23 protein-coding genes are annotated in these 24,017 nt (G+C 67.1%); 12 read left to right on the plus strand and 11 right to left on the minus strand.

What is annotated here, in order from left to right; genetic code table 11:
- Window positions 1-128 precede the first annotated feature (128 nt).
- The 7 genes from dusB to hflX all read left to right on the plus strand — a co-directional run bounded on the left by dusB (window position 129) and on the right by hflX (window position 9,436).
- Window positions 129-1,157 carry a tRNA dihydrouridine synthase DusB gene (gene dusB / locus BoBH3_RS10555; protein ID WP_262330749.1) on the plus strand — a complete coding sequence of 343 codons (1,029 nt, stop codon included), beginning with the start codon at window positions 129-131 and terminating at the stop codon, window positions 1,155-1,157.
- A 110-nt stretch (window positions 1,158-1,267) separates the two neighbouring features.
- Window positions 1,268-2,326 carry a two-component system sensor histidine kinase NtrB gene (locus BoBH3_RS10560; protein WP_262331178.1) on the plus strand — a complete coding sequence of 353 codons (1,059 nt, stop codon included), beginning with the start codon at window positions 1,268-1,270 and terminating at the stop codon, window positions 2,324-2,326.
- A gap of 8 nt (window positions 2,327-2,334) precedes the next feature.
- Window positions 2,335-3,786, plus strand: a complete 1,452-nt coding sequence (ntrC, locus tag BoBH3_RS10565) for a nitrogen regulation protein NR(I) (RefSeq protein WP_262330750.1) — start codon at window positions 2,335-2,337, stop codon at window positions 3,784-3,786.
- A 129-nt stretch (window positions 3,787-3,915) separates the two neighbouring features.
- Complete coding sequence (locus tag BoBH3_RS10570) at window positions 3,916-6,207, plus strand: sensor histidine kinase NtrY-like (RefSeq protein WP_262330751.1); 2,292 nt, start codon at window positions 3,916-3,918, stop codon at window positions 6,205-6,207.
- The gene (gene ntrX, locus BoBH3_RS10575) at window positions 6,204-7,571 is read left to right on the plus strand and encodes a nitrogen assimilation response regulator NtrX (protein ID WP_262330752.1); all 1,368 of its coding nucleotides are present in this window, start codon (window positions 6,204-6,206) and stop codon (window positions 7,569-7,571) included. The genes BoBH3_RS10570 and ntrX overlap by 4 nt, the downstream gene beginning before the upstream one ends.
- 214 nt (window positions 7,572-7,785) lie before the next feature.
- The gene (hfq, locus tag BoBH3_RS10580) at window positions 7,786-8,034 is read left to right on the plus strand and encodes an RNA chaperone Hfq (RefSeq protein WP_038365847.1); all 249 of its coding nucleotides are present in this window, start codon (window positions 7,786-7,788) and stop codon (window positions 8,032-8,034) included.
- Between the two features lie 73 nt (window positions 8,035-8,107).
- Entirely contained in the window at window positions 8,108-9,436 is a 1,329-nt protein-coding gene (gene hflX / locus BoBH3_RS10585; protein ID WP_262331179.1) for a GTPase HflX, read from the plus strand.
- 55 nt (window positions 9,437-9,491) lie between these two features.
- On the opposite strand, the gene mazG is transcribed toward hflX, so the two are convergent.
- Window positions 9,492-10,328 carry a nucleoside triphosphate pyrophosphohydrolase gene (mazG, locus tag BoBH3_RS10590; RefSeq protein ID WP_262330753.1) on the minus strand — a complete coding sequence of 279 codons (837 nt, stop codon included), beginning with the start codon at window positions 10,326-10,328 and terminating at the stop codon, window positions 9,492-9,494.
- Between the two features lie 63 nt (window positions 10,329-10,391).
- Between mazG and arfB the strand changes: the two genes are divergently transcribed.
- Window positions 10,392-10,811: an alternative ribosome rescue aminoacyl-tRNA hydrolase ArfB gene (gene arfB / locus BoBH3_RS10595; protein ID WP_262330754.1), complete on the plus strand. Its 420-nt coding sequence runs from the start codon at window positions 10,392-10,394 to the stop codon at window positions 10,809-10,811.
- A gap of 13 nt (window positions 10,812-10,824) precedes the next feature.
- On the plus strand, window positions 10,825-11,385 hold the full coding sequence (locus BoBH3_RS10600) for a regulatory protein RecX (protein ID WP_262330755.1): 561 nt from the start codon (window positions 10,825-10,827) through the stop codon (window positions 11,383-11,385).
- 16 nt (window positions 11,386-11,401) lie between these two features.
- On the opposite strand, the gene BoBH3_RS10605 is transcribed toward BoBH3_RS10600, so the two are convergent.
- On the minus strand, window positions 11,402-12,379 hold the full coding sequence (locus BoBH3_RS10605) for a Bug family tripartite tricarboxylate transporter substrate binding protein (RefSeq protein WP_262330756.1): 978 nt from the start codon (window positions 12,377-12,379) through the stop codon (window positions 11,402-11,404).
- Window positions 12,380-12,543: 164 nt separating this feature from the next.
- On the opposite strand from BoBH3_RS10605, the gene BoBH3_RS10610 reads away from it, so the two are divergent.
- Together BoBH3_RS10610 and BoBH3_RS10615 are read left to right on the plus strand one after the other, a co-directional pair.
- Window positions 12,544-13,035 carry a class I SAM-dependent methyltransferase gene (locus BoBH3_RS10610; RefSeq protein WP_262330757.1) on the plus strand — a complete coding sequence of 164 codons (492 nt, stop codon included), beginning with the start codon at window positions 12,544-12,546 and terminating at the stop codon, window positions 13,033-13,035.
- 103 nt (window positions 13,036-13,138) lie between these two features.
- Window positions 13,139-13,270 (plus strand): hypothetical protein, encoded by a 132-nt coding sequence (locus BoBH3_RS10615; RefSeq protein WP_262330758.1) that lies wholly within the window; start codon window positions 13,139-13,141, stop codon window positions 13,268-13,270.
- Between the two features lie 395 nt (window positions 13,271-13,665).
- On the opposite strand, the gene BoBH3_RS10620 is transcribed toward BoBH3_RS10615, so the two are convergent.
- The 8 genes from BoBH3_RS10620 to BoBH3_RS10655 are packed head-to-tail and all read right to left on the minus strand — an operon-like array spanning window position 13,666 to window position 20,973.
- On the minus strand, window positions 13,666-15,459 hold the full coding sequence (locus tag BoBH3_RS10620) for an SLC13 family permease (RefSeq protein ID WP_262330759.1): 1,794 nt from the start codon (window positions 15,457-15,459) through the stop codon (window positions 13,666-13,668).
- 25 nt (window positions 15,460-15,484) lie between these two features.
- Window positions 15,485-17,116 carry a complex I subunit 5 family protein gene (locus BoBH3_RS10625; protein WP_262330760.1) on the minus strand — a complete coding sequence of 544 codons (1,632 nt, stop codon included), beginning with the start codon at window positions 17,114-17,116 and terminating at the stop codon, window positions 15,485-15,487.
- Window positions 17,113-18,633 carry a complex I subunit 5 family protein gene (locus BoBH3_RS10630; protein ID WP_262330761.1) on the minus strand — a complete coding sequence of 507 codons (1,521 nt, stop codon included), beginning with the start codon at window positions 18,631-18,633 and terminating at the stop codon, window positions 17,113-17,115. The genes BoBH3_RS10625 and BoBH3_RS10630 overlap by 4 nt, the downstream gene beginning before the upstream one ends.
- Window positions 18,630-18,971 carry an NADH-quinone oxidoreductase subunit K gene (locus tag BoBH3_RS10635; protein ID WP_262330762.1) on the minus strand — a complete coding sequence of 114 codons (342 nt, stop codon included), beginning with the start codon at window positions 18,969-18,971 and terminating at the stop codon, window positions 18,630-18,632. Before BoBH3_RS10635 ends, BoBH3_RS10630 begins: the two co-directional genes overlap by 4 nt.
- The gene (locus BoBH3_RS10640) at window positions 18,968-19,900 is read right to left on the minus strand and encodes a Na(+)/H(+) antiporter subunit B (RefSeq protein WP_262330763.1); all 933 of its coding nucleotides are present in this window, start codon (window positions 19,898-19,900) and stop codon (window positions 18,968-18,970) included. The genes BoBH3_RS10635 and BoBH3_RS10640 overlap by 4 nt, the downstream gene beginning before the upstream one ends.
- Window positions 19,897-20,190: a monovalent cation/H(+) antiporter subunit G gene (locus BoBH3_RS10645; protein ID WP_262330764.1), complete on the minus strand. Its 294-nt coding sequence runs from the start codon at window positions 20,188-20,190 to the stop codon at window positions 19,897-19,899. Before BoBH3_RS10645 ends, BoBH3_RS10640 begins: the two co-directional genes overlap by 4 nt.
- On the minus strand, window positions 20,187-20,471 hold the full coding sequence (locus BoBH3_RS10650) for a monovalent cation/H+ antiporter complex subunit F (RefSeq protein WP_262330765.1): 285 nt from the start codon (window positions 20,469-20,471) through the stop codon (window positions 20,187-20,189). Before BoBH3_RS10650 ends, BoBH3_RS10645 begins: the two co-directional genes overlap by 4 nt.
- Window positions 20,464-20,973, minus strand: coding sequence for a Na+/H+ antiporter subunit E (locus BoBH3_RS10655; protein ID WP_262330766.1), 510 nt, complete (start codon window positions 20,971-20,973; stop codon window positions 20,464-20,466). The genes BoBH3_RS10650 and BoBH3_RS10655 overlap by 8 nt, the downstream gene beginning before the upstream one ends.
- Window positions 20,974-21,200: 227 nt before the next feature.
- On the opposite strand from BoBH3_RS10655, the gene BoBH3_RS10660 reads away from it, so the two are divergent.
- Window positions 21,201-22,946 carry a metallophosphoesterase family protein gene (locus BoBH3_RS10660; RefSeq protein WP_262330767.1) on the plus strand — a complete coding sequence of 582 codons (1,746 nt, stop codon included), beginning with the start codon at window positions 21,201-21,203 and terminating at the stop codon, window positions 22,944-22,946.
- On the opposite strand, the gene BoBH3_RS10665 is transcribed toward BoBH3_RS10660, so the two are convergent.
- On the minus strand, window positions 22,936-23,994 hold the full coding sequence (locus BoBH3_RS10665) for an AI-2E family transporter (protein WP_262330768.1): 1,059 nt from the start codon (window positions 23,992-23,994) through the stop codon (window positions 22,936-22,938). The genes BoBH3_RS10660 and BoBH3_RS10665 overlap by 11 nt on opposite strands.
- Window positions 23,995-24,017 lie beyond the last annotated feature (23 nt).

A 24,017-nucleotide genomic window follows, 5' to 3' on the forward strand; every position in this document is an offset into this window, starting at 1 on the left:
TGGCTAAGCAAGCGGGTTACACGGGCAGCCATAGCCAATTTCGTCGGCATGCGGCAGGGGGGGCGGCGCTGCTGCATTGCAATATCCGCTTGCATTGGCTTGCGCTTCTGCAGCAATGTCCAATAAATATGCATAATCGCGGCTGCCTCAAAAGCAGGCTGAACATTTTGAATATCGCTGGAATTTCAATTCGCTCCCGCGCCTTCCTGGCGCCGATGTCCGGCGTGACCGACATCGTGATGCGCCGCATCGCTGCGCGCCGGCATGCCGGGATCGTGGTCTCGGAGATGGTCGCTTCGGACGAGTTCGTCCGCGGCAGCGAGGAAGCGCGCATCCGCGCCGAGGGCGACGGCGTCTCGCCGCATGTCGTGCAGCTCGCCGGCTGCGATCCGCACTGGCTCGGCGAGGCGGCCCGCCTGGCGGAGGCCAATGGTGCTGCGATCGTCGACATCAATATGGGCTGCCCCGCCAAGAAGGTGACGGGCGGCTGGGCCGGATCGGCGCTGATGCGCGACCTCGACCATGCCTTGACGCTGGTCGAGGCGGCCGTGGCTGCGGTCAAGATTCCGATCACTGTGAAGATGCGGCTGGGCTGGGACGACGCCTCGCGCAATGCGCCTGAGCTCGCCCGCCGGGCGGTCGCTGCCGGGGCGCAAATGATCACGGTGCATGGCCGCACGCGCCAGCAATTCTACAAGGGCAGGGCGGATTGGAGCGCCATCGCCGCGGTCCGCGCCGCCGGAGATTTCCCGCTGGTGGCGAATGGTGACATCCACGATTCCGAGGACGCCCGAACCTGCCTGGAGCAGTCCGGTGCCGATTTCGTGATGGTCGGGCGTGCCGCGCTCGGGCGCCCCTGGCTGGTCGGCGAGATCGGTGCAGAGCTCGATGGCCGCGACCCCGAAAAACTGACGGTTTCGGAGAAGCTCGCGCTCGCCTGCGAGCATTACGAAGGGCTGCTGTCCCTGATGGGCATTGCGCATGGCGTGCGCCATGCGCGCAAGCATCTCGCCGCCTATGCGGATGAGGCCGTCGCGGCGGGCTGCGCACCCGATGCCGAACGCCGCCGTAGCCTGCTGACTTCAGACGATCCCCAAGTGGTCCTTGCGGCCCTGAGGGGACTGTTTTCCACCGAATATGACCGCGTTGCAGCCTGAGTAGTGGAAGGAGGGGCCAGATGACGGCGATGTTTGCCGAAAAGGGGCTCGAAAGCAGGAGTACATACCTGCTTGACCCGATTGAGGTGCAGGCCCTGAACGTCCTGCCCATGCCCGTCCTGGTGATCGGCGACGGGCATGCGGTGATCTATGCCAATACGGCGGCCGAGGATTTCTTCCAGTCCAGCGCCGCGCTGCTGAAACGCCAGCGCATTGATGATCTCATCGCCTTCGGCTCGCCTGTGCTGGGGTTGATCGAAGAGGTGCAGCGCCGCGGTGCCAGCGTCAGCGAATATCGCCTCGATCTGGGCTCGCCCCGCCTCGGCATTGATCGCATCGTCGATGTTTTTGCCTCTCCGTTGCCCAGCCAGGGCGATGCAGTCGTCCTAATGCTGCAAGAACGGACAATTGCTGAAAAAATGGACAGACAACTGACGCACAGGGGGGCTGCCCGTTCGATCACCGCACTCGGCGCCATGCTGGCTCATGAGATCAAGAACCCGCTGTCCGGCATTCGCGGTGCGGCTCAGCTGCTCGAAGGCTCGATCCCGGATTCGGACCGGATGTTGACCCAGCTGATCTGCGACGAAACGGATCGGATCGTGAAACTGGTCGAGCGAGTGGAACTCTTCGGCGACGAACGCCCGAGCGAGCGCGACCCTGTCAACGTCCATGACGTGCTCGACCATGTGAAGAGGCTGGCCCAGTCCGGATTCGCCCGGCACATCCGCTTCACAGAGGTCTACGACCCCTCGCTGCCGCCGGTTTCCGGCAATCGGGACCAACTGGTTCAGGTTCTGCTCAACCTGGTGAAGAACGCCGCGGAAGCCATTGGCGAACATGCGATCGACGGCGAGATCATGCTGACTACGGCTTATCGCCCGGGTATCCGCATGCAGGTTCCCGGCTCGCAGGAGCGCATCGCGCTGCCGCTCGAGATCGGCGTCCGCGACAACGGCCCCGGAGTGCCGCCGGATCTGGTCCAGCACCTGTTCGATCCCTTCGTCACGACCAAGGCCCAGGGAAGTGGCCTTGGACTTGCACTCGTGGCCAAAGTGATCGGGGACCACGGCGGAATCGTCGAATGCGAGTCCGTTCCCCGCCGCACGCATTTCAGGATTCTCCTGCCGCTGCACCAGCTCGGTCACGGCAGTCAACGCAAGGCCTAACAGAACAGATGCCGACAGGTCACATCCTCGTCGCCGACGACGACGCCGCGATCCGCACCGTGCTCAATCAGGCGCTCGCCCGCGCCGGTTATGAGGTGCGGACCACCGGCCAGGCTGCGACGCTCTGGACTTGGGCTGCCCAGGGACTGGGCGACCTGATCATCACCGACGTCGTCATGCCGGACGGCAACGCCTTCGATCTGCTGCCCCGCATCAAGCGGGTTCGGCCCGAACTGCCGATCATCGTGATGAGCGCGCAGAACACCTTCATGACGGCGATCAAGGCGTCCGAGCGCGGAGCCTATGAATATCTGCCGAAGCCCTTCGACCTGAAGGAGCTCGTGGCCATCGTCGGGCGGGCCATGTCGCGGCCGCGCGGCGGCGACGCCCGCAGCCATGCGGCAGAGCCGGAGGATATCCCGCTGATCGGCCGCTCGCCGGCGATGCAGGATGTCTACCGTGCGCTGGCGCGGCTCATGCCGATCGACCTGACCGTGATGATCAATGGCGAGTCCGGCACCGGCAAGGAACTGGTGGCCCGGGCGCTGCACGATTACGGCAAGCGCAAGAACGGCCCCTTCGTCGCGATCAACATGGCGGCGATCCCGAAAGACCTGATCGAGTCCGAGCTGTTCGGCCATGAAAAGGGTGCCTTCACCGGGGCGCTGACCCGCTCGTCCGGCCGTTTCGAGCAGGCGGAAGGCGGCACGCTCTTTCTCGACGAAATCGGCGACATGCCCATGGAGGCTCAGACCCGGCTCCTGCGCGTCCTGCAGCAGGGCGAATACACCACGGTCGGCGGACGCACGCCGATCAAGACCAATGTCCGCATCGTCGCTGCGACCAACAAGGATCTGCGCATTTCGATCGCGCAGGGCCTGTTCCGCGAGGACCTGTTTTTCCGCCTGAACGTCGTGCCGATCCGCCTGCCCCCCCTGCGGGAGCGCGTGGAGGACATCCCGGACCTTGTCCGTCACTTCTTCTCGCTGGTCGAGAAGGAGGGACTGCCGCGCAAGCAGGTCGATTCGGAAGCGATGGACGTCATGCGGCGCTATCGCTGGCCGGGTAACGTGCGTGAGCTCGAAAACCTCGTCCGCCGTCTCGCCGCGCTTTATCCACAGGAGACCATCACCGCGCCGATCGTCGAGGCCGAACTGCAGCCTGCGGCCGCGGGCACGGGCTTTTCGGGCGGGCAGGCGTCGCCTGAGCGCGCGGAGACGCTCTCCGGCTCCGTCGAACGTCATCTCGGCCAGTATTTCGGTAGCTTCGGCGACAATATCCCGCCGCCCGGGCTCTATCACCGCATTCTGCGTGAGATCGAACCGCCCTTGATCGCCGCTGCGCTGGCTGCGACTCGGGGCAATCAGATCCGGGCCGCCGAGTTGCTCGGCCTCAACCGGAACACGCTACGCAAGAAGATTCGCGAGCTCGACATGCAGGTGGTGCGCTCGCCGCGGTGATCCGTCGGAAAAGAGCGACCTGCCTGCCTCCTTCCTGTCATATTTTGACAACACCGTTGCGGCGGCGCATCAGTGCGCGCCGAGAGGCGATCGTTTTGTGATCGCGTTGCAACGGAGTTGTCAGAGAACGTGTCCGCTTCTGTCAGCGAGACCAGGATGGTGCCGCGCGGCGAGGAGAAGTCCCGCCGCGTCTCCGGATGGATCGGGGCGACCGTCGTCGTCCTGGCGCTGGTCTCTGCGCTGTTCACCTTTCTCGTTCTCTCCGGCGCCACGCCGATCGCGCCAGTCCACGAGGTGGTGGTCGGCGTCTTCATCCTCAATGCGCTGCTAATCCTCGCCCTCATCGTCATCGTCGCCTTCGAGGCGGCGGTGCTGATCCGGGCTCGCAAGGCCGGCGCAGCCGCTGCCGGACTGCACGTCCGCATTGTCGGCCTGTTCAGCATCATCGCGGCCCTGCCGGCCGTGCTCGTGGCCGTGATTGCCACTTTCACGATCGAGCGCGGCCTGGAGCCCTGGTTCTCGGACCGGATGCGCGACGCGATCTTCAAATCGGTCGAGGTGGCCGACGCCTACGCTGCCGGGCAGTGCCGCTCGCTCGGCCGCGAAATCCGCATCCTTGCCGACGATCTCACCCGCGCCAGGCCGACCTATACCGTCGACCGCAAATGGTTCGACAATTTCATGACCGCGCGCGCCACGGCGCTGGGCGTACCCGTCGCGGCCATCATGTCGGGGCCCGACAACGTTCTTGCGCGCGCGAATATCGACGTGCTGCGCGATGCGCCCAAGCCCGATCAGGCAGCCTTCGACGACGCGCAATCCTCGCCCGAGCCGATCTGTGTAATCCCGCGCACCGGGCGCGTCTTCGGCGCATTGATGAAACTGCCGGCCTATGACAACGGCTTCCTGCACATCGCGCGCGAAGTCGATCCGCTCGCGGTCGAGTTCCCTGCGGTCGCGCGCGGGGCGGCAGTCGAGTATCTCTCGATCGATGCGCGCCGCAAAGGCGTGCAGATCGCCTTCGCCTCGATGTACGGGCTGATCGCGCTCATCCTGCTGCTTTCGGCGATCTGGCTCGGCCTGAGCTTCGCCAACGGGCTGGTTGCGCCGATCCGGCGGATGATCCACGCGACGGACCAGGTCTCCAGCGGCAATTTCTACGTGCAGGTCCCGATCCGAAGATCCGAGGGCGACCTGGCCCATCTGGGCGAGACCTTCAACAAGATGACTGCGGAACTCCGCCGCCAGCGCGACAGCCTGGTGACGGCGAGCGAGGTCATCGACAAGCGCCGCCGCTTTACCGAGACGGTGCTCTCGGGCGTATCCTCCGGAGTGCTCAGTATCGACAGCGACGGCCACATCACGACGATCAACCGCTCGGCCGAGAGCCTGCTCGGAACCGGCGGGCGGCTGCTCGGCAAGCCGATCGAGGAGATCGCGCCTGAGGTGACCGAGTTCGTCTCGGAGGCTTTGCACGGCCGGCAGCGCCAGAGCGCGGGGCAGGTGACGCTCAGCCGGGGCGGGCAGGACCGCATGGTCAACATCCGCGCCGCCCGCGAAGGGGAGGGGATTGGCGCGGGGCTCATCGTGACGCTCGACGACATCACCGACCTTGTCTCGGCCCAGCGCACCGCGGCATGGGCCGACGTGGCCCGCCGCATCGCCCATGAGATCAAGAATCCGCTGACCCCGATCCAGCTTTCGGCCGAACGCATCAAGCGCCGATTCGGCCGCGTCATCACCGAAGGGAAGGATGTCTTCGACCAGTGCACCGATACGATCGTTCGGCAGGTCGAGGACATCAGGCGCATGGTCGACGAGTTCTCCTCCTTCGCGCGCATGCCGAAGCCCTCGCTGGCGCAGGAGGACATCGTCGAGACCGTTCGCCAGATCGTCTTCCTCTGGAGGGTCGGCAATCCCGAGATGACGATCGAGGAGAGCTTGCCGGCTGAGCCCGCAACCGCCCGCTTCGACCGGCGGCTGATCTCGCAGGCGCTGACCAACGTCATCAAGAACGCCACGGAGGCGATCGAGGCCGTGCCGGCGGAAGAGCGCGGCGGGCCGGGCCGGATCGAGGTCAGCCTGGAACGGCGTGATGACGGGCGGATCGTCATCGACGTCATGGACAACGGCAAGGGACTGCCAGCCGACCAGCGCCAGAAGCTGCTCGAGCCTTACATGACCACGCGCGAAGGCGGCACCGGGCTCGGCCTCGCCATCGTGGGCAAGATTCTGGAAGACCACGGCGGCGGCATCGAACTGCTCGACCGCCCCGACGCAGCCAGCGGGACCAGGGGCGCCCGCATCCGGCTGTGGTTCCCCGAGACCGGCCCCGCCCAGGACGAAGAGAGTGGCGATGTGGCGGCCCAAAAGGGCCCCTCATCGTCCGATCAAGAGATGAGGAATGGGATACGCCTATGAGCGCTGACATCCTGGTGGTGGACGACGAAGTCGACATCCGCGATCTGGTCGCCGGCCTTCTCGAGGATGAGGGCTACCGCACCCGCAAGGCGGGCTCCGCCGACGAGGCGCTGGCGGCTATCGCCGCGCGCCGGCCCAACCTCGTCTTCCTCGACATCTGGCTGCAGGGCAGCCGGCTCGACGGGCTGCAGGTGCTTGAGATCATCAAGGAGAACCATCCCGACCTCGCTGTCGTGATGATCTCCGGCCACGGCAACATCGAGACGGCCGTCTCCGCCATCAAGAGCGGCGCCTACGACTTCATCGAGAAGCCGTTCAAGGCGGACCGGCTCGTGCTCGTCGCCGAGCGCGCGCTGGAGGCCTCGCGCCTGCGCCGCGAGGTCCGCGACCTGAAGACGCGCTCGGTCCAGGCCAACCGCATCGTCGGCCGCACCACCGTCGTGAACCAGCTGCGCCAGACGATCGAGCGCGTCGCGCCGACCAATGCGCGCGTGCTCATCACCGGCGAGCCCGGCTGCGGCAAGGAGCTGACAGCGCGCACGCTGCACGAATCGTCCAGCCGCTCGAGCGGGCCCTTCGTCGTCATCAACGCGGCGACGATTACCCCCGAGACGATGGAGGAGGAGCTCTTCGGCGTCGAGGGCGGCGACGGACGTTCACGGCGGATCGGCGCGCTCGAGGAGGCGCATGGCGGCTCGCTCTATATCGACGAGATCGGCGACATGCCGCGCGAGACGCAGAACCGCATCCTGCGTGTGCTGGTCGACCAGAATTTCCAGCGTGTCGGCGGCGCGACAAGGGTCCATGTCGATGTCCGGATCGTCTCGTCGTCGAGCCGCGATCTGGCGCGGCTCATCGCCGATGGGCACTTCCGGGAGGACCTCTACCATCGGCTGAGCGTGGTCCCGATCAAGGTGCCACCCCTCTCGGAGCGACGCGAGGACGTGCCGGAGCTGATCGAGTTCTTCATGGACCAGATTTCGGTCGCGACGGGCCTGCCCAAGCGCAGGATCGGCTCGGATGCCATGGCGGTGCTGCAGTCCCATGAATGGCCCGGGAACGTCCGGGAGCTGCGCAACAACGTCGAGCGGCTGATGATCCTGACCAAGGGGGATCCGAGCGCCGAGGTCACGGTCGAGATGCTGCCGGCCGAGGTCGGCGCCATGGTGCCGACGACGCCCTCTGGCTCCGGCGGCGAGCGGCTGATGAGTCTGCCCCTGCGCGATGCGCGCGAGATTTTCGAGCGCGAGTACCTCGTTGCGCAGATCTCGCGCTTCTCCGGCAACATCTCGCGTACCGCCGAGTTCATCGGCATGGAGCGCTCGGCACTGCATCGCAAGCTCAAGTCGCTCGGCGTCGGCTGAGAGCGGCTGGACTGCCTGTCGCTTGGGCGCATCTGCGCTCAACGCAGGGGCCCTGCGTAAAAACGCGGCTATGCTGCACTTGCGTTGTAGGTGAACTCGACGGTCTAATAAGGCATCGGGCTCCGAGGTCGGCGGAATACGCCGTCGGTCGTAACGGGGCGAACTGGATCGCGGGGCGTAAACCGATCGGCGATCCCAACAAAAGGGACTACCCATGGCCGCTGAGCGGGCACAGAACCTCCAGGACACCTTTCTCAATCACGTCCGCAAGCAGAAGATTCCGCTGACGATCTTCCTCGTGAACGGCGTCAAGCTGCAGGGCGTCGTCACCTGGTTCGACAATTTCTGCGTGCTGTTGCGGCGTGACGGGCATTCGCAGCTGGTCTACAAGCACGCGATCTCGACCATCATGCCGGGCCATCCTGTGCAGCTGTTCGAGCCCGAGGAAACGGACAAGAACTGATTTGGCGGCCAGCCGCGGAAGCGACAAGGAACGAGCGGCTACGAAGGTTACAGGCCTCAAGCCGCTCGACGAGATCGAACGCGAGATCGCGGCGAACACGCGCGCCTATGTCGTCGGTCCCTATCTCCAGAAGCGCGGCGTCGCGCTCGATGCCAACCAGCGTTCCTTCGCCGCCCGCCTCGATGAGGCGGTCGGCCTTGCCGCTGCGATCGACCTCACCGTGGTCGAGCCGGTGCAGGTGCTGCTCACGGCGCTGAGGCCCGCGACCTATCTCGGCAAGGGCAAGGTCGAAGAACTGGCCGAGCGCATCAAGATCGAGGAGATAAGCCTCGTCGTGATGGATTGCGCGCTCTCGCCGGTCCAGCAGCGCAATCTCGAAAAGGTCTTCGGCTGCAAGGTCATCGACCGTACCGGCCTCATTCTTGAGATCTTCGGCCGGCGCGCCCGCACCAAGGAGGGCGCGCTTCAGGTCGAGCTTGCCCATCTCAACTATCAGAAGAGCCGGTTGGTGCGGTCCTGGACTCACCTCGAACGCCAGCGCGGCGGCTTCGGCTTCCTCGGCGGTCCCGGCGAGACCCAGATCGAGGCCGACCGGCGCATCATCCAGGAGCGGATGACCAAGATCGAGCGCGATCTGGAGTCCGTGAAGCGCACCCGTTCCCTGCACCGCGCCAGCCGCAAGCGCGTGCCTTATCCCGTCGTCGCACTGGTCGGCTACACGAACGCCGGCAAGTCGACCCTGTTCAACCGGCTCACTTCAGCCGAGGTGCTGGCGCAGGACATGCTCTTCGCCACGCTCGACCCGACGGCGCGCGCGATCAAGCTGCCGCATGGCGCGCGGATCATGCTGTCCGATACCGTCGGCTTCATTTCCGACCTGCCCACGCAGCTCATCGCCGCCTTCCGCGCGACGCTGGAGGATGCGATCGAGGCAGACGTCCTGCTGCATGTCCGCGACGTCTCGCATGAGGACACGCAGGCGCAGGCCGCCGATGTCCAGGCGATCCTGCGCGACCTCGGCATCAACCCGGATGACGGCAACCGCGTCGTCGAGGTCTGGAACAAGTCCGATCTTCTCGACCCGGCCGAGCGCGAGCGCCAGCTCGGCATCGCTTCGCTTCGGCCAGAGGGGACGCAGCCCATGCTGGTCTCGGCCCTGACGGGGGAGGGGATGGACAGGCTGACGCGCGCCATCGAGGCTCGCATCGCTCTCTCCCGGCCCGTCTATGCGCTGAGCCTTGCGCCCGGCGACGGCAAATCGCTCGCCTGGCTTCACGCCAATGGCGAGATCCTGTCGCGCGAGGATGCCGAGGACGGCGCGCTCAACCTTCTGGTCAGGCTGCCTCCGGAGCGGGAAGGGGCGTTTTCGGTGCGTTTCCCTGAGGCTCAGCGGCAGAATTGACCGGCGATATTCTCGGGCGAAGCGAAGCGCCGACCCGACCATCTCGGCCAACGAACTATCCGCCTGCCTTCTCCGCCTTCTTCACCGCCTGCCAGAGCGCTTCCATCTCGTCGAGGCTCGCCTCCTTCGCGGTCCGGCCCTCGGTCGCAAGCGCCTCCTCGATACCCTTGAAGCGGCGTTCGAACTTGGCGTTTGCGCTGGCGAGGCAGCCTTCCGGATCGGCATCGACATGGCGGGCGAGGTTGGCGACGACGAAGAGCAGGTCGCCGATTTCCTCGCGGATCGCCGCCTTGTCGCCGCCGGCGAGCGCTTCCTCGATCTCCAGCGTTTCCTCGCGCACCTTGTCGAGCACGAGCCGCGCATCATTCCAGTCAAAGCCGACGGTCGAGGCGCGCGCCTGCAGCTTCCAGGCACGGGTGAGGGCGGGGAGGCTCTGCGGCACGCCGGCGAGAACGCTTTGATCCTCTTGCTTGGACGGCAGGCCGGCGGTCTCTCGCTCCGCGGCCTTGGCGGCCTTCTCGTCGGCCTTGATCCGGTGCCAGAGCGCCTTCACCTCCTTAGGCGAGAGATCGCGCGCTTCGCCGAAGACATGAGGGTGGCGGCGGATCAGCTTGGAGGTGATCGCCTCGACCACGTCGGGGAAGGCGAAGGAGCCTTCCTCCTCGGCCATGCGGGCATGAAAGGCGACCTGGAGCAGCAGGTCGCCCAGCTCGTCCTTGAGATCGAGCCGGTCGCCGCGCGCGATCGCATCGGCGACCTCATAGGCTTCCTCGACCGTATAAGGAGCGATGGAGGCGAAATCCTGCTCCAGGTCCCAGGGGCAGCCGGTACCGGGCGTGCGTAGCGCCGCCATGATCTCGATCAGCCGGTCGATGTCGCGGGAAGGCTTCAAGGCCGCAAATCTCCACTGAAACTCTCCGCTGCAAGTCTGCGGGAAGTGAAGTAGCCTCCTCCCATGATTCAAGTGACCCCGTCCATCGCGATCGACGAAAGCGAGATCGAGGAAAGCTTCGTGCGGGCCTCCGGGCCGGGCGGGCAGCATGTCAACAAGGTGTCGAGCGCAGTGCAGATCCGCTTCGACATACGCCGCTCGCCCACGCTGCCCAACGATGTCGCGATCCGGCTGATGAAGCTCGCCGGCAGCCGCCTGACGCAGGAAGGCGTGATCGTCATCGTCGCCCAGGCCCATCGCAGCCAGAAGCGCAACCGCGAAGAGGCGGTGGAGCGCCTGCTGGAGCTGATCCGCGCCGCGGCCGTTCGCCCCACCGTACGGCGCGCGACCAAGCCGACGAAGGCCTCGAAAGAGCGCCGGCTCGCCTCGAAGGAGCGCCGTTCGGGCGTCAAGGCCGGCCGCTCCAAGCCGATATCGGACTAGGGCGCTGCTGCGAATGGCCGACCAGAAGACCGGGCCAGGGCAGGGGCCTCGAACAGCCCGCGCGCCGCGGCGCATCACCGCCGCGTATCTGCAGCGGGCGGCATTGCACTATCTCGAGCGCTATTCCGTGCCGGCTGCGCAATTGCGCCGGGTGCTGGCGCGCAAGATCGCCGCGAGTTGCCGCCATCATGGCGAGGACCCGGCGCTTCACACGGTCACGCTCGATGGCGTTGTCGCGCGCTGCATTGCCAGCGGGCTCGTCGACGACCGGCGCTTTGCGGAGGCGAGGGCGGCGACGTTGCGGCGGAAAGGGCAGTCGAGCCGCGCTGTCGCCGCCCGACTGGCAGCGAAGGGCGTCTCGCGCGACCTCGTCGGAGAACTCGCGAGGGCGGATGCCGGCGAGGAAATGATAGCGGCGCGGGTGGCGGCCCGGCGCCGGCGTCTCGGCCCCTGGCGGGTGGCAGCTCAGCGCGCCGCCTGCCGCCAGAAGGACCTCGCCGCGCTGGCGCGTCTCGGCTTCGACTATGCCACGGCGCGCGCCGTCATCGACGGCGAGGCGGAGATGGAGGCCTGAGCGGCGAGGGAGCGCCTCACTCCAGTTTCACCTGCGCCTCCTTGACGACCTTGCCCCAGCGCTCGATCTCGGCGGTGACGAACTTGGCGAAATCATCGCCGGCCAGCGTCGGGATCGGCGACCCACTCTTCTTCCAGGCGGCTTCGATGGCCGGCGTCTTCAGCGCCTTCGCCACCTCGGCACGCATCCGCGTCACGACCTCGGCCGGCGTGTTCTTGGGCGCCCAGAGCGCATACCAGGTCGACACCTCATAGCCGGTCAGGCCCGCTTCCTTCGCGGTCGGGACATCGGGAACGGCGTCCGAACGCGTGGCTGCGGCGACCGCAAGCCCGCGCAATGCGCCACTCTGGATCTGCGGCGCGGAGGAGCCGAGACCATCGAACAGGATATCGACCTGACCGGCGACCGTGTCCTGCAGGGCAGGGCCTGCGCCGCGATAGGGCACATGGGTCAGCTTGGTCCCGGTCGAGAGCTGGAAGAGCTCGCCGGCGAGATGGTGCGTCGTGCCGTTGCCGGCCGAGGCGTAGTTGAGCTTCTCCGGGTTCTTCTTGGCGAAGTCGATCAGCTCGGCCACGGTTTTGGCCTGGACCTTGCCCGGGTGGACGACGATCACCTGCGGCGGCTGGGCGATGACCGCGATCGGGATGAAGTCCGTCTTGATGTCGAAGTCGAGCTTCGGATAGAGCGCCGGCGCGATGGCGTGGTGGGCCGCGCCGACGAAGAAGGTGTAGCCGTCGGGTTGCGCCTTCGACGCGGCCGAGGCGCCGACCGTGCCGCCGGCACCGCCGCGATTCTCGATCACGATCCTCTGGCCGAGCTGCTGGTCGAGCTGTGCCGCGAGCGGCCGCGCGAAGGCGTCGGTGCCGCCGCCCGCCGGGAAGGGCACGATGAAGGTGATCGGCCGTTGCGGCCAGCTCTGGGCTTCAGCCGGCGCGTTCAGCGCCAGAACGGACACAGCCATAGCGGCAGCGAGCAGATGTCGCTTCGTCATCATCGGTTAGTTCTCTCCCTGTAGAAGCCTGTGCGGCTCTTGCTGTCGCTCCCGGTCTTGGCGCCGGAGTCGTGCCGCGATTAGGCCATCGACCCGATCGGCTTGGCAAGCGCCCATGGCGTGGCCATGATCCGGCCGGACAGGAAACGAAAGGGCTGGAAGCGGACGTGAGTCGCCTGGACAGCTTCATCCGCCGCCTCGAAGCGCAACGCGCCGTGCTTGATTGGGCGGCTGCCGCGATCGAGGGGCGGGAGGGTCTCGTCATCGAGATCGGGCTCGGCAACGGGCGGACCTATGACCACCTGCGCGAATTGCTGCCTGACCGCGAGATTTACGTCTTCGAGCGCGATCCGCACCCGAACCCGGTCTCGATGCCGCCTGCGCCGTTTCTCGTCGTCGGCGACATCGCCGAGACGCTGCCGGCGTTCCGCGAGCGCCACGACGCCGCGGCAATCCTGATCCATGCCGATGTCACGACCGGTGTGCCGGAGCGTGATCGCGTCGTCTTTGCCAGCCTGCCTGCCGACGTCGTCGCTCTGGCACAGGTCGGTGCCATCGTGGTCAGCGGCTGGCCACTCGATCACGACAGGCTGGAACCCTTGCCACGGCCGGGGAAGGTGCCCGAAGGGCGCTATTTCATTTACCGCTGTGCCGCCTGACACGAAACCGCATTTGGCGGGATAGGCGCAATTTTAGGATAATTGGCACCGGAGCGTTAGCGCGAGCCCTCTAAGCCGATGGGAGACCTAGCCCGGAGGCTCCATGACTGCGATCCTTCCCATTTTCGGCATTCTCGGTTTCGTGGCTTTCGCCTATGCGCTGCTGGATGCCAGCCGGAGCGTTTCAGGAAGCGCCGACGCCGCCGACAGCCCCAAGCCGTCTCTCATTTCCTGAGAGCGGTTCGCCGCGGCCGACCACTGAATGGATGGTGCGGCCGAGCCGGTTTCCGCCAGCTACGAGCCGAGGGGGCCGATCTCCCTCCGTCCGCTCTTCATTCATGTTTCAAGCAGCGCCTCAATCGCGGCGGCTGAGCCGGTACAGCGTCGCTGTGATGAACCGCTATATCGGACCGAGGCATTCGCGGCAGCCAAATCGCGCACAGCAGAACAGAGACTCGGCATCTTCTTCGAAACGAGAGGGAGGCGGCTCAGAGCGTCGGTCGGGCCCTCAGTCCACACATTCATGATTCGCATAAGATATATTATGGAACTTAAATTACCTAGGCCGGCAACCTTTCGCGTATGGCCCTAATGGGAAAAAGCGCTTTAAGCGAGCGGCGCAAAGCACTGTCAGAACGTCCAGATCATCGGGACGCCGAAAACCGCGACGACGAAGAACCAGATCATCAGCGGAGTGCCGAGCTTCCAGTAGCTGTTGAAGTTGTAGCCGCCCGGACCCATGACCATCATGTTGGTCGCGGTCGCGATCGGCGTCAGGAACGAGGCCGAGCCGGCGATACAGAGGCTCATCAGCACCGGCCTCGGCGAGACGCCCATGCCGGCAGCCGCGGCCATGGCGATCGGGATCACCAGCATCGTGGTCGCCGTGTTGCTCATGACCTGGCCGAGGCACGCGGTCAGCACGAAGAGGCCCGCGAGGAAGACGATCGGACCGCCGCCGCCGGTCAGCGCCACGAGATGGTCGGCGACGACCTTGGCGGCGCCCGACTGAACCATGGCCGTGGACAGCGGCATCATCGCCGCGATCAGGATCACCGTCGTCCAGTTGATCGCGCGGTAGGCCTGTTCGACATTCAGGATTCCAGCGCCGATCAGCGCTCCGGCGCAGAGCAGCCCGGCGACGGCCGGCGGCAGAATGCCTGTCGCGAGCGCGGTGACCAACCCTGCGAGCACCGCCAGCGCCACGCCCGCGCCGGGTCCCATCGGCACGGCCTGGCGCCGGACGAGATCGGGAGAGTTGACCACCAGCACATCGGGATCGTCCAGATGCAGATCGAGCGCCTCCCAGCTGCCTTCGAGCAGAAGCGTGTCGCCTGCCAGCAAGGTTTCGCCGGGCGCGATATCGACGCCGGCGCGCTGGATGGCCAGCACCACGAGATCGCCGCTATCCGTCACCATCCCGGGAAACAGGGCGCGGCCGATCAACGCCGAACGCGGCGGTATCACGACCTCGGCAAGGCCCGAGCGGCGGCTGAACAGCCCGGTCGCGGCGCCCTCCTCCCGCAAAGCCAGGTGCCTGTCGGCTGCCAGCGTAGCGACAGCCTCGGCGTCTCCGCGCACCAGCAGGTAGTCGCCTTCGGAAACGGCGGGCGCCCGCAACGGCATTCCCGTGTCTCCGGCCTGCACGGCCATCAGGCTGATCCGCTCTCCGCCGACTTCGACATCGTTTGGAGAAATCCCGACATAGGACGACGTCCGGCGGACACGAAGCCTGTGAATCCCGTCGCTTAACCCATAATGCTCGACAAGCGTTTGAGCGTGCCGGCTGAAATCGGCCGGCAGCCGCGCGCTGTTCTGCGCCGGCAGCAGACGCTTGCCGAGCAGCAGGATGATCGCGATCGTTCCCGCCAGCAGGGGCGCGCCGATCAACGCGAATTCCGCAAAGGCGAAGCCCTGCAGCCCGATATCCTCTAGCGCTTCCGACACAAGGATGTTCTTCGGCGCGCCGGTCAGCAGCAGGTTGGCGCCGGCATGCGAGGCAAATGCGAGCGGCATCAGCAGCTGCGACGGAGACTGACGCAGCCTCACAGCGGCCATGACCGCAACCGGCATCAGCGCCGCGACCGCGCCGCTGCCGCTGATCAGCGCGCTGAGGCAGCCGGCCGCGACCATGATGATGATCAGCAGCCTTGTCTGGCCGGTTCCGGCCTTGGCGATCAGATACTGCCCGGCCCAGGCCGTGACGCCGGTCTTCTCCAGCGCCGCGCTGACAATGAAAAGGCTCGCGACGAAGAGCGCGGCCCTGTCGCCGAAGCCGGCGAAGGCCTGCTCCAGAGAGACCACCCCTGTCGCCCATAGGGCCAGTGCCGCCCCGATCGCGACGACGACGACCGGCAGCCGGTTCCAGGTGAACAGCGCGATCGCGGCCACGGTGACGGCTGCAGTGCTTTCGATCGGTGTCACGCGGCGATCCCTTGGAGGCGGCTCGTCAGGCCCGGAGCATCAAAGCCCCGCCAAGCAGGATGGCAAGAGCGATCAGGCCGAAACCGGCCATCGGCCAGCGGCGGAGATGGGCGTCGACATCGCCGACACGATCCGAAGCACGGCGAACCAACGGCTCCCCTGCCCCAGCCAGCTCGACGATGTCTCCCTCCGGGATCGCGCCGAGCCTCCGCGGGAAGCGGAGCAGAATCAGCATCGCCGCCGCGCCGAGCAGCATCGGCCACGCGACCTTCCAGAGCGCGGCCGGCTGGAGCAAACCGGCCACCGGCTCGCCGGAAACGATCGGATAGAGAGCCCACGGGATGATGAGCGACGCGGCCGTCACGGTCAGCCAGGGCACGAGCTGGCCGCGTGGCGGCGATGCAGCCGGGTTGTCGCGCGTGTCATTCCGGACAGTCAGCAGGAAGTGCACCATCAGCATGGTGCTGCCCGCGCCGGCCATCGTCATGGCGCCGGCAATCCAGCCATAGCCGAGCATCGGCTTGGTCGCGAGCTTTGCCAGCGCGCCGCTGGTCAGCGGCAACCCGCCGAGGCTCAGCGCGAGCACGGCCGTCAGCAGCAATACAAGCCCTAGCCGCCGCCCGCCCGTCGCGCCCAGAACGCCGATCCCGAGGAAGAGCGCGCCCTTCACCAGCGTGTGGTGAACCGCGTAATAGGCCGTCAGCTCCGTCGCGGCTGGATCGGCGGCGTCGAGGCCGACACCGAGCAGCACCGCCAGAAGCCCCATCTGGCTCACCGTGGAGTAGGCCAGGATCGTCTTGGCGCGCCGCTGGGTCACCCCCACGATCACACCGTAATAGGCGGTGATAATGCCGAAACCGATCAGCACGCCCCCCCAGACCGGCATGCCCGCCTCGAAAGGCAGGAAGCGGATCAGCCCGATCACGCCGGCTTTGACCACGACGCCGCTGAGCACGGCGGAGGCCGGCGTGGGCGCGGCCGGATGTGCCAGGGGCAGCCAGACATGCAGCGGCACCAACCCCATCTTCAGCGCGAAGCCGAGGATGAACAGCGCTACGATGCCGTCCCGCATCGGATTGCCCGAGAGATTGGCGACCACACTGCGGATTTGCGGATTCGCGTCGGGATAGGTCGCTGCGAGCATGACCAACGCAATCAGCAGGAATGCCTCCGCCAACAGCGCCAGCACGACGTAGATGACGCCGGCCCGATGCGCCGCCGCACTCTGTTCATGGATGATCAGGCCGTAGGCAGCGAGGCTCGCCAGCGTGAACAGGAGGTAGAAGTTGACGACATCGCCGACGATGAAGAGGCCCAGGCAGCCCGCGAGCGTCAGCAGCCACCAGATTGCGAAGCGGGACCTCGCTGGATCGCGCGCCATCGACGAGGCGGCATAGGCGCCGGCCGCGCTCCAGAGCAAGGCCGCACCGCCGAGCAGGATCGCGCCCGGCCGGTCGAGCACGAGCGTGAGGCGAAATGGCGCCGGGAAGAGCGCGAAACGCCCGTCCGGAACGAGGAGCGCCGCCGCGAGCGCCGGGAGCGGGGCCAGGACGAGCACGCCCAGCGCGCGAGCCCGGAGCCTCTCCGACAGGCAGCCTGCCGCGAGAGCGAGCGGAAAGAGCAGTGCTGCGACGAGAACCAGGCCCGAGGCGGTCATGGCAGCCCCGCCATGCTGACGCCGCTGCGGCCGATCTGCAGGAACTCGAAGGGGCGTAAAGGCAGAAAGCCGAGCATCACGGCAGCTGCGGCCAGCGCCAGGGCCACGATTTCCAGCCGGCGCGGCACCGCACGCTGCACAACGATCGGAGCGGCGGGATTGGCCAGCGCCTTGTCGATGACGCGAAAGACATAGCCGCCGGCGAGAAGCCCGCCGGCCAGGATCGTCGCCGCCAGCCAGGGATAGCCCTCGGCCACGGCGGCCGTGAGCAAAAGGCATTTCGCAACGAAGCCGCCGCTCGGCGGAATCCCCATCAACGACAGGCCCGCGAGGCCGAACGCCGCCGCGCTGATCGGCAGCACCCGGCCGAAGCCGCGCAGATCGGCGATGCGGTCATGGCCGAAAGCCTCGTAGACGACGCCCGCGGCCAGGAACATCGCGGACTTGGCAAGCGCATGGGAGATGAGCTGCAGCGCGCCGCCGGTCCAGGCGATGGTGCTCCAGGGCGGCAGATCGGCGGAGCCGGCCGCGAGCGGAAAGACGATGAAGAGATAGCCGATCTGCGCGACGGTGGAATAGGCGATCATCAGCTTCAGCCGCGCCTGCCGAAGCGCCATGACGCTGCAGAAGAGGATCGATACAGCCCCGAGGACGGCCAGCATCTGGCCCGCGACGGCGGCCGCCTGCGGCGGAGCGACATCGAGCACCAGCCGCAGGATCAGGAAGACGGGCGCCTTGATCACCAGCGCCGAGAGCACGGCGCTGGCCGGAGCGGGCGCTCCGGCATGGGCCGGTGGCAGCCACAGATGCAGCGGGAACAGCGCCGCCTTGGCGAGCAACCCGACGATCATCAGCGCGAGCGCGGCCGACAGGGCTGGATCCTCGCGGCTCAGTTGCGAAAGCGCCAGCAGATCCAGCGTTCCGTACTGCCCGTAGATCAGCCCGGTCCCGAGCAGATAGAGCAGCGACCCGAGCAGCGCGAACAAGAGGTAGCGCAGGGCGGCCTTCACGGTTTCCGCCCGGCCGTCGAGGCAGACCAGCGGCACCGCCGCAAAGGTCAGCAGCTCGAGCGCGACATAGAGATTGAACAGATCCTCGCCGACGAACGTCGCGTTGAGGGCGCTCGCGAGCGCCAGCAGCAGAATCCAGAACGTCGTCTGCGCCCGGCCGGCGCCCCCGCCGTCGTGAAGCGCGTACTGGGACCGCGCGAAAAGCCCGACCGCGCCCAGGACCAGCGCCGTCATGACGATCATTGCGCCCGACAGGCCGTCGGCCCGTAGCGCAATGCCGAGCGGCGGCTGCCAGCCGCCCACGACGTAGGAGAGCGCCGTCCCGCCGGCCACTAACTCCATGGCAATCGCGATGGCGACGGCAAGACCGGCCGCCAGCGTCGTCATCGCGATCCGGGCGGCGCTGCGGGGCCCGCAGGCGACGATGGCGAGGACGGCGCAAACCGGCAGGATTACGGCCAGGACCAGCAGGAAGCCGCTCGGCGTGGTGGCGTGGACTGACGTCACGTCTCACTCCGGGGGGCGGCTGGTTCCGCTGCTCGCCCCTCGCCCACGCTCAGCTCGGACAGCCTCTTCAGCAGGGCCACCGCAAGCGCACTTGCCGAGAAGGCGACGACGATGCCGGTGATCACCAGCGCCTGGGGCACAGGGTCGGCATCGAGCCCGGCGCCTGCGCCACGCCGGGCCACGGCGCCGAAGACGAGGAAGATGCCGGCGCCGAGGATGTTGCAGCCGACGATCCGCCGCAGCAGCGCGGGGTGCGTGACGATGGCAAACAGCCCGATGCCGACGAGCACCGCGCCACACAGACCGAACAGGACGCCGGGCTGAAGCACCGCCGTCATCGTGCCGGCGCCTTTCGGGCCGGGCCGGCGACCAGCATGGCCAGCGCGGCTGCGACGGACAGCGTCAATGCGGCCTCGATCGCGACGATGAGCGGCTTTGCGAACCCCTCCGGGTAAGCGAGGAAGCCGTCCGCGACGATGAAGCCGAGAAAGGCGATGGCGAGAAACAGGGCTGGGCCGCCGACCAGCACGAGCCGCAGCGCAGGGCTTGCGGCATCCGGCGGGGGAAGAAGGCCAGCCATGATCACCAGCAGCCACATCGCGGCCAGGACCGTTCCGGCCTGGAAGGTGCCGCCCGGCGCGTCCGCCCCGACCCAGAACATGTAGACGCCGATCACGACGCCGAAGGGCGGCAGGATGCGGGCCAGCCAGGCGAGCGGGCCGGGAACGGCAGCGGGTGCGACCTCGGGAGCGCCGCCCCAGATGCCGTCGGGCGCCAGCGACCAGATGCCGACCAGTGCGAGCAGCACCACCACCTTCTCCAGCAGAGTGTCGAGTGCGCGATAGGCCAGAAGCACGGCGGTGACGGGGTTGCCGAGCCCGGTCGCGGCGATCGCGTCCGATGCCGCCGGTGCAAGCGTGGGCGCGGGGGACGCCAGAGCCAGCACGGCGAATCCGAGCCCCGCGGAAATCACGGCGCAGCCGGCCGCCACGGCGAGCTTGCCCCCGCGCGTCGCTCCTTCTTCGTGCTTGCCGCGGCCGCGCAGCGCGGCCTCTGCCCGAAGCAGCAGGATTCCGGTTCCCCCTCCTCCGATGGCGATCTCCGTCAGCGCGACGTCGGGCGCCGCGAGACGAACCCAGACCAGCCCGAGCAGAAGCCCGAGGGCGAGGAAGGCGATGATCGCACTGCGCTCGTTGCGCTCCATCACGACATGGAGCGCGAGGGCGAGCAGCCAAGCGGCCAGCGCGAGGTCGAGCAGGACCATCATGACCTGCCTTCATCGCGATGGATCTTGCGGGCGAGCAATTGGCTCGCCGTTGCGGCCGAAATCTGGGCGAGCAGCCAGACGCAGATCAGCTTGAGGCCGCCGGAGACGCTCTCGGCCTGCGGCAATAGGCCCATCACGATCAGGCCGAGTCCGAGATTGTCCGCCTTGCTGACGGCATGAAGCCGGCTGAGCGTATCGGGGAAGCGCAGCAACCCCAGAGCGCCCGCCAGGAAGAGAACCGCGCCCATGCTCACGAGGACCATGGTGGCGATATCGACCAGCCCGTTCATGGCTGTTCCTCCGGCGAATCTTCGCCGGCTGGTTCGGCGGGATCGAGCACGAACGCGACGCAGGCGAATGCGGCGAACAACGCCAGCAGCAACGCGACGTCGATAGTCGCGGGCGATCCGGAGGCCGCCCCCAGCAGCAGGAGCGCTCCGGCGCCGCCCGTCCCGAGCAGTTGCACCGCCATCATGCGCTCCGCGGCGACCCGGGAACGCAGCACCCGGAACAGCGCGACTGCCGTGACGGCCAGGATGACGAGCGCCGCTGCGGCGAGAAATTCAGGCATCGGCTCGCCCCTGCTGGAGGATTCGCCGGAATGACATCTCGTCGTCGGCAATTTGCTCGGCCACGGCCTCGCGGATGTCGAGGCAGTGGATCAGCAACGTGCCGTCGGCATCGGCGGAGATGGGCAGCTTGCCCGGCTGCAGGCTCATGACCGCGCAGGCGGAGTCGCGCGCGAGGCCTGCGGGAATCGTGGAGCGGCAGGTCGTGAAGCCGGGCTGCAGGTCGGGCGTGGGCGCAAAGGCGCGGCGAGCAACCTCGAGCCCTGCAGCCACCGACTGAGGCAGGAACCGGATGACGAAACGGACGATGCCAAGCCCGGACAGTTTCCCGTCAGGCGGCCAGAGCCATGTACTCGCCCAGACACCGGCAGCGCTCGCGGCGAGCCCGACGGGCAGATCGCCGAGTGCCGGCCCGATCAGGATCAGCCACAACAGCAGCAGCCCCAAGCCCCGGCCGAGAAGTGCCGAGAGCGGCGTCTCTTCGGCTGCTGCCGCCGCCTTCATGCCAATTCCGCCTCTGCTGATCGTCGCGCTCGACGGCAAGGTAGCCTCAGCCCCGAAGGGCAACATCAGCCCGACGTCTCACTCCTGTGCGCCCCGTCCCATTCTGGCTGCCTCGGGTGGCGGCCGGCGCCTCGATATGCAGGATGGCTTTCCGTGCCGCATCTCGGGGACAGCATGCATCAGCCAAGGCTTCCGCCCATCGAGGTTCCCTGCCCGGCCAGACCGCCATGCCGATGATCATCGAGCCGCGCGACGGCGACGCCGAGGACGATGTCAGCAGCACCAAGAAGCGTTCGCTGATCGCCATTGCGGGCAGCCTCCTCGGCGAGATCAGCCTGCCCAAGCTCGCCCTCGCCTGGGTTCTCGGCGCGCTGCTGCCGAGCCTCCTGCTGGGCGCGGCGCCTCTGGTCGTCACGGCATGGATCGCCTCCGTGTCCGGCCGCGTGATGGCGCTGACCGGGATGGGCAGCCTCACGCTGCTCGCGCTCGTCGGCGTCCTCGGCTGGTATGCGTTCCGGCCGCTGTTCCGCATGGCAGAGAAGAGCTTCTGGTCGCTCAATGCGCTGGTGGTTCAGCCCGGCTACGCCATCTGCCGCGAGGGTCTGCAGCACCTGGCCGAGAGCTTCATTCCGGCCGGCGCCGATCCCGATCGCCGCGCCAAGCTGCGCTCCGGCAGCGCTATCGGTGCCGGATTGCTCGGTTGCGCCGCCGCCGCAGCGGTGTTTGCCCTGGTCTGGCCGGCGACGCGCTGGTCGGGGGGCTTCGCCGACTTCATCGCCCCCCAGCGACTGCTGCTCCCCGCGCTGGCCAATGCCGTGGCTCTGATGGCGCTCTACCTGGCGCTCGCCTCGCTGCTCTGGGGCCTGGCCGACGGGCTGATGGACCAGCCGCGCGACCTGGGCGGCTTCGACATCGTGCCGGAAGGCACACGCCGCTGGCGTGTAGCGCATCTCTCCGACGTCCACGTCGTCGGCGAGCGCTATGGATTCCGGATCGAAAGCGGGCGCGCCGGCCCGCGCGGCAACGAACGCTTCCTCCAGGTCCTCGACAGGCTGGAAGAGATACACCGGCGCGAGCCCCTCGACCTGCTGCTGATCACCGGCGACATGACCGATGCCGGGCGCTCCGCAGAATGGGGCGAGTTCCTCGATGCGATGCAGCGTCATCCCGCGCTGGCGGAACGCTGCCTGATCCTGCCGGGCAACCACGACGTCAACATCGTCGACCGCGCCAATCCAGCGCGGCTCGAACTGCCGGGCAGCCCCGGCAAGCATTTGCGGCAGATGCGGACGCTCTCGGTCATGGCGGCTCTTCAGGGCGGTCGCGTGCAGGTCTTCGATCAACGCCGGACCAGCCTGGCGGGGAGCCTGAACGCCGCGCTGGAGCCGCATCGCGAAAAGATTGCCGCCTTCGCCGATTGCGGCGGGCTGCGTCGGTCTGCCGGGCTCGAAGCGGTCTGGGCGGACGCGTTTCCGATGGTGTTGCCGCCGTCCGAGCCGGATGGGCTCGGCGTCATCCTGCTCAACTCCAATGTGGAGGCCCATTTCTCCTTCACGAACGCGCTCGGGCTCGTGGCCGAGGAAGACATTCAGGCGACGCTCGCCGCGGCCCGCAGCTTTCCGGACGCGCGCTGGATCCTGGCGCTCCATCATCATCCGATCGAGTACCCGAAGCCGGCGAAAGCCTTTTCGGAACGGATCGGGACGGCGCTGATCAACGGCAGCCGCCTGCTGCGCCTGCTCCGGCCGGTCGCACCCCGGATGGTCGCGATGCACGGTCATCGCCATATCGACTGGATCGGCCGTTGCGGCGCGCTGAAGATCGTTTCCGCCCCCTCCCCGGTCATGGAGGCGACGGATGCCGAGCCGACCTGTTTCTATATCCACACGCTGGCGGCGGCTCCGGACGCCCTCGCATTGCTCGAGCCGCAGCGCATCGTGATGGCGCCCGGGCAACCGGCCATCACAACGTGATTGCGGCGCTTTCGGCAGGCTGCTCGTCCTTCTGCGGCGAGCCGAAGATCTCGGCGAGCCATAGGCTCGAAGGGTGCAGGGCGCAGAAGGTCAGAAAGGCGATGGTGATGGGCACGCCGATGAATGCCCCGAACACGCCCCAGAGATAACTCCAGAAGAAGACCGAGAACAGCACCGTCACCGGCGAGATCGAGAGCGCGCTACCGGCCACCCGCGGCTCGACATAGCTGCCGACGACGAACTGGATCAGGTTGAGGCAGGCAAAGACCGCGACCACCGCCTGCCAGGAACCGAACTGCGTCAGAGCGAACAGCGTCGGGAAGACCGTAGCGACGAGGGGGCCGAGGAACGGAATATAGTTCAGCGAGAAGGCGATGAAGCCCCATTCCTCGGCCAGTTGAAGCCCGACGGCCCTGGCGAAAAGCCAGACCAGGACGCCGGTGATCACGCTCATCAGCGTTCGCACCAGCATGTAACGCCTGATCTTGGCCGCGGTCAGCATGCTGCCGTGCAGAAGCAGAGCGCCAGCGGCACGATTGCGCATGCCTTGGAGCTTGCGGCCGAAATCGTCGACTTCGAGCAGGCCGAGAAAGACATAGACCAGAACGACGAGCCAGAAGCTCATCGTGCTGTTGAGGCGGCCCGTGACGGTCTGTGCGGTGCGCAGCATCCAGCTGAAGCTGAAGGCCTCGGACCAGGCTCCGGCCACCGCGATCCCGTGTCCCTCGAGCCAGGTCGTGATCTGGTCATAGAACGTCTGGAAGCGCGCCGCGTCGCTGACGATCCAGCGCCCGACGCTCCCGAACGCCGACACCACCAGCGAACCGACATAGATGAATGCGACGGTCATGACGACGACACTGACGGCCAGCGCCAGAAGCCGCGGCAAAAAGCGCTGCAGGGCTTTCTGCAGCGGCCAGACCAGCGCGATGATGAACAGCGCGAAGGCGACAGGAGCGAAGACGGAACTCGCGATCGACAGCGCCGCGACCACCAGGATGGTGGCGACCACGACCTGGGCTGCCTGAGGGATGCTGCCGCTCGTCATCGCCCTGCCCAACCCCGCACCGG

The organism is Allobosea sp. BH3 (genome assembly GCF_025499465.1).
Classification (GTDB): domain Bacteria; phylum Pseudomonadota; class Alphaproteobacteria; order Rhizobiales; family Beijerinckiaceae; genus Allobosea.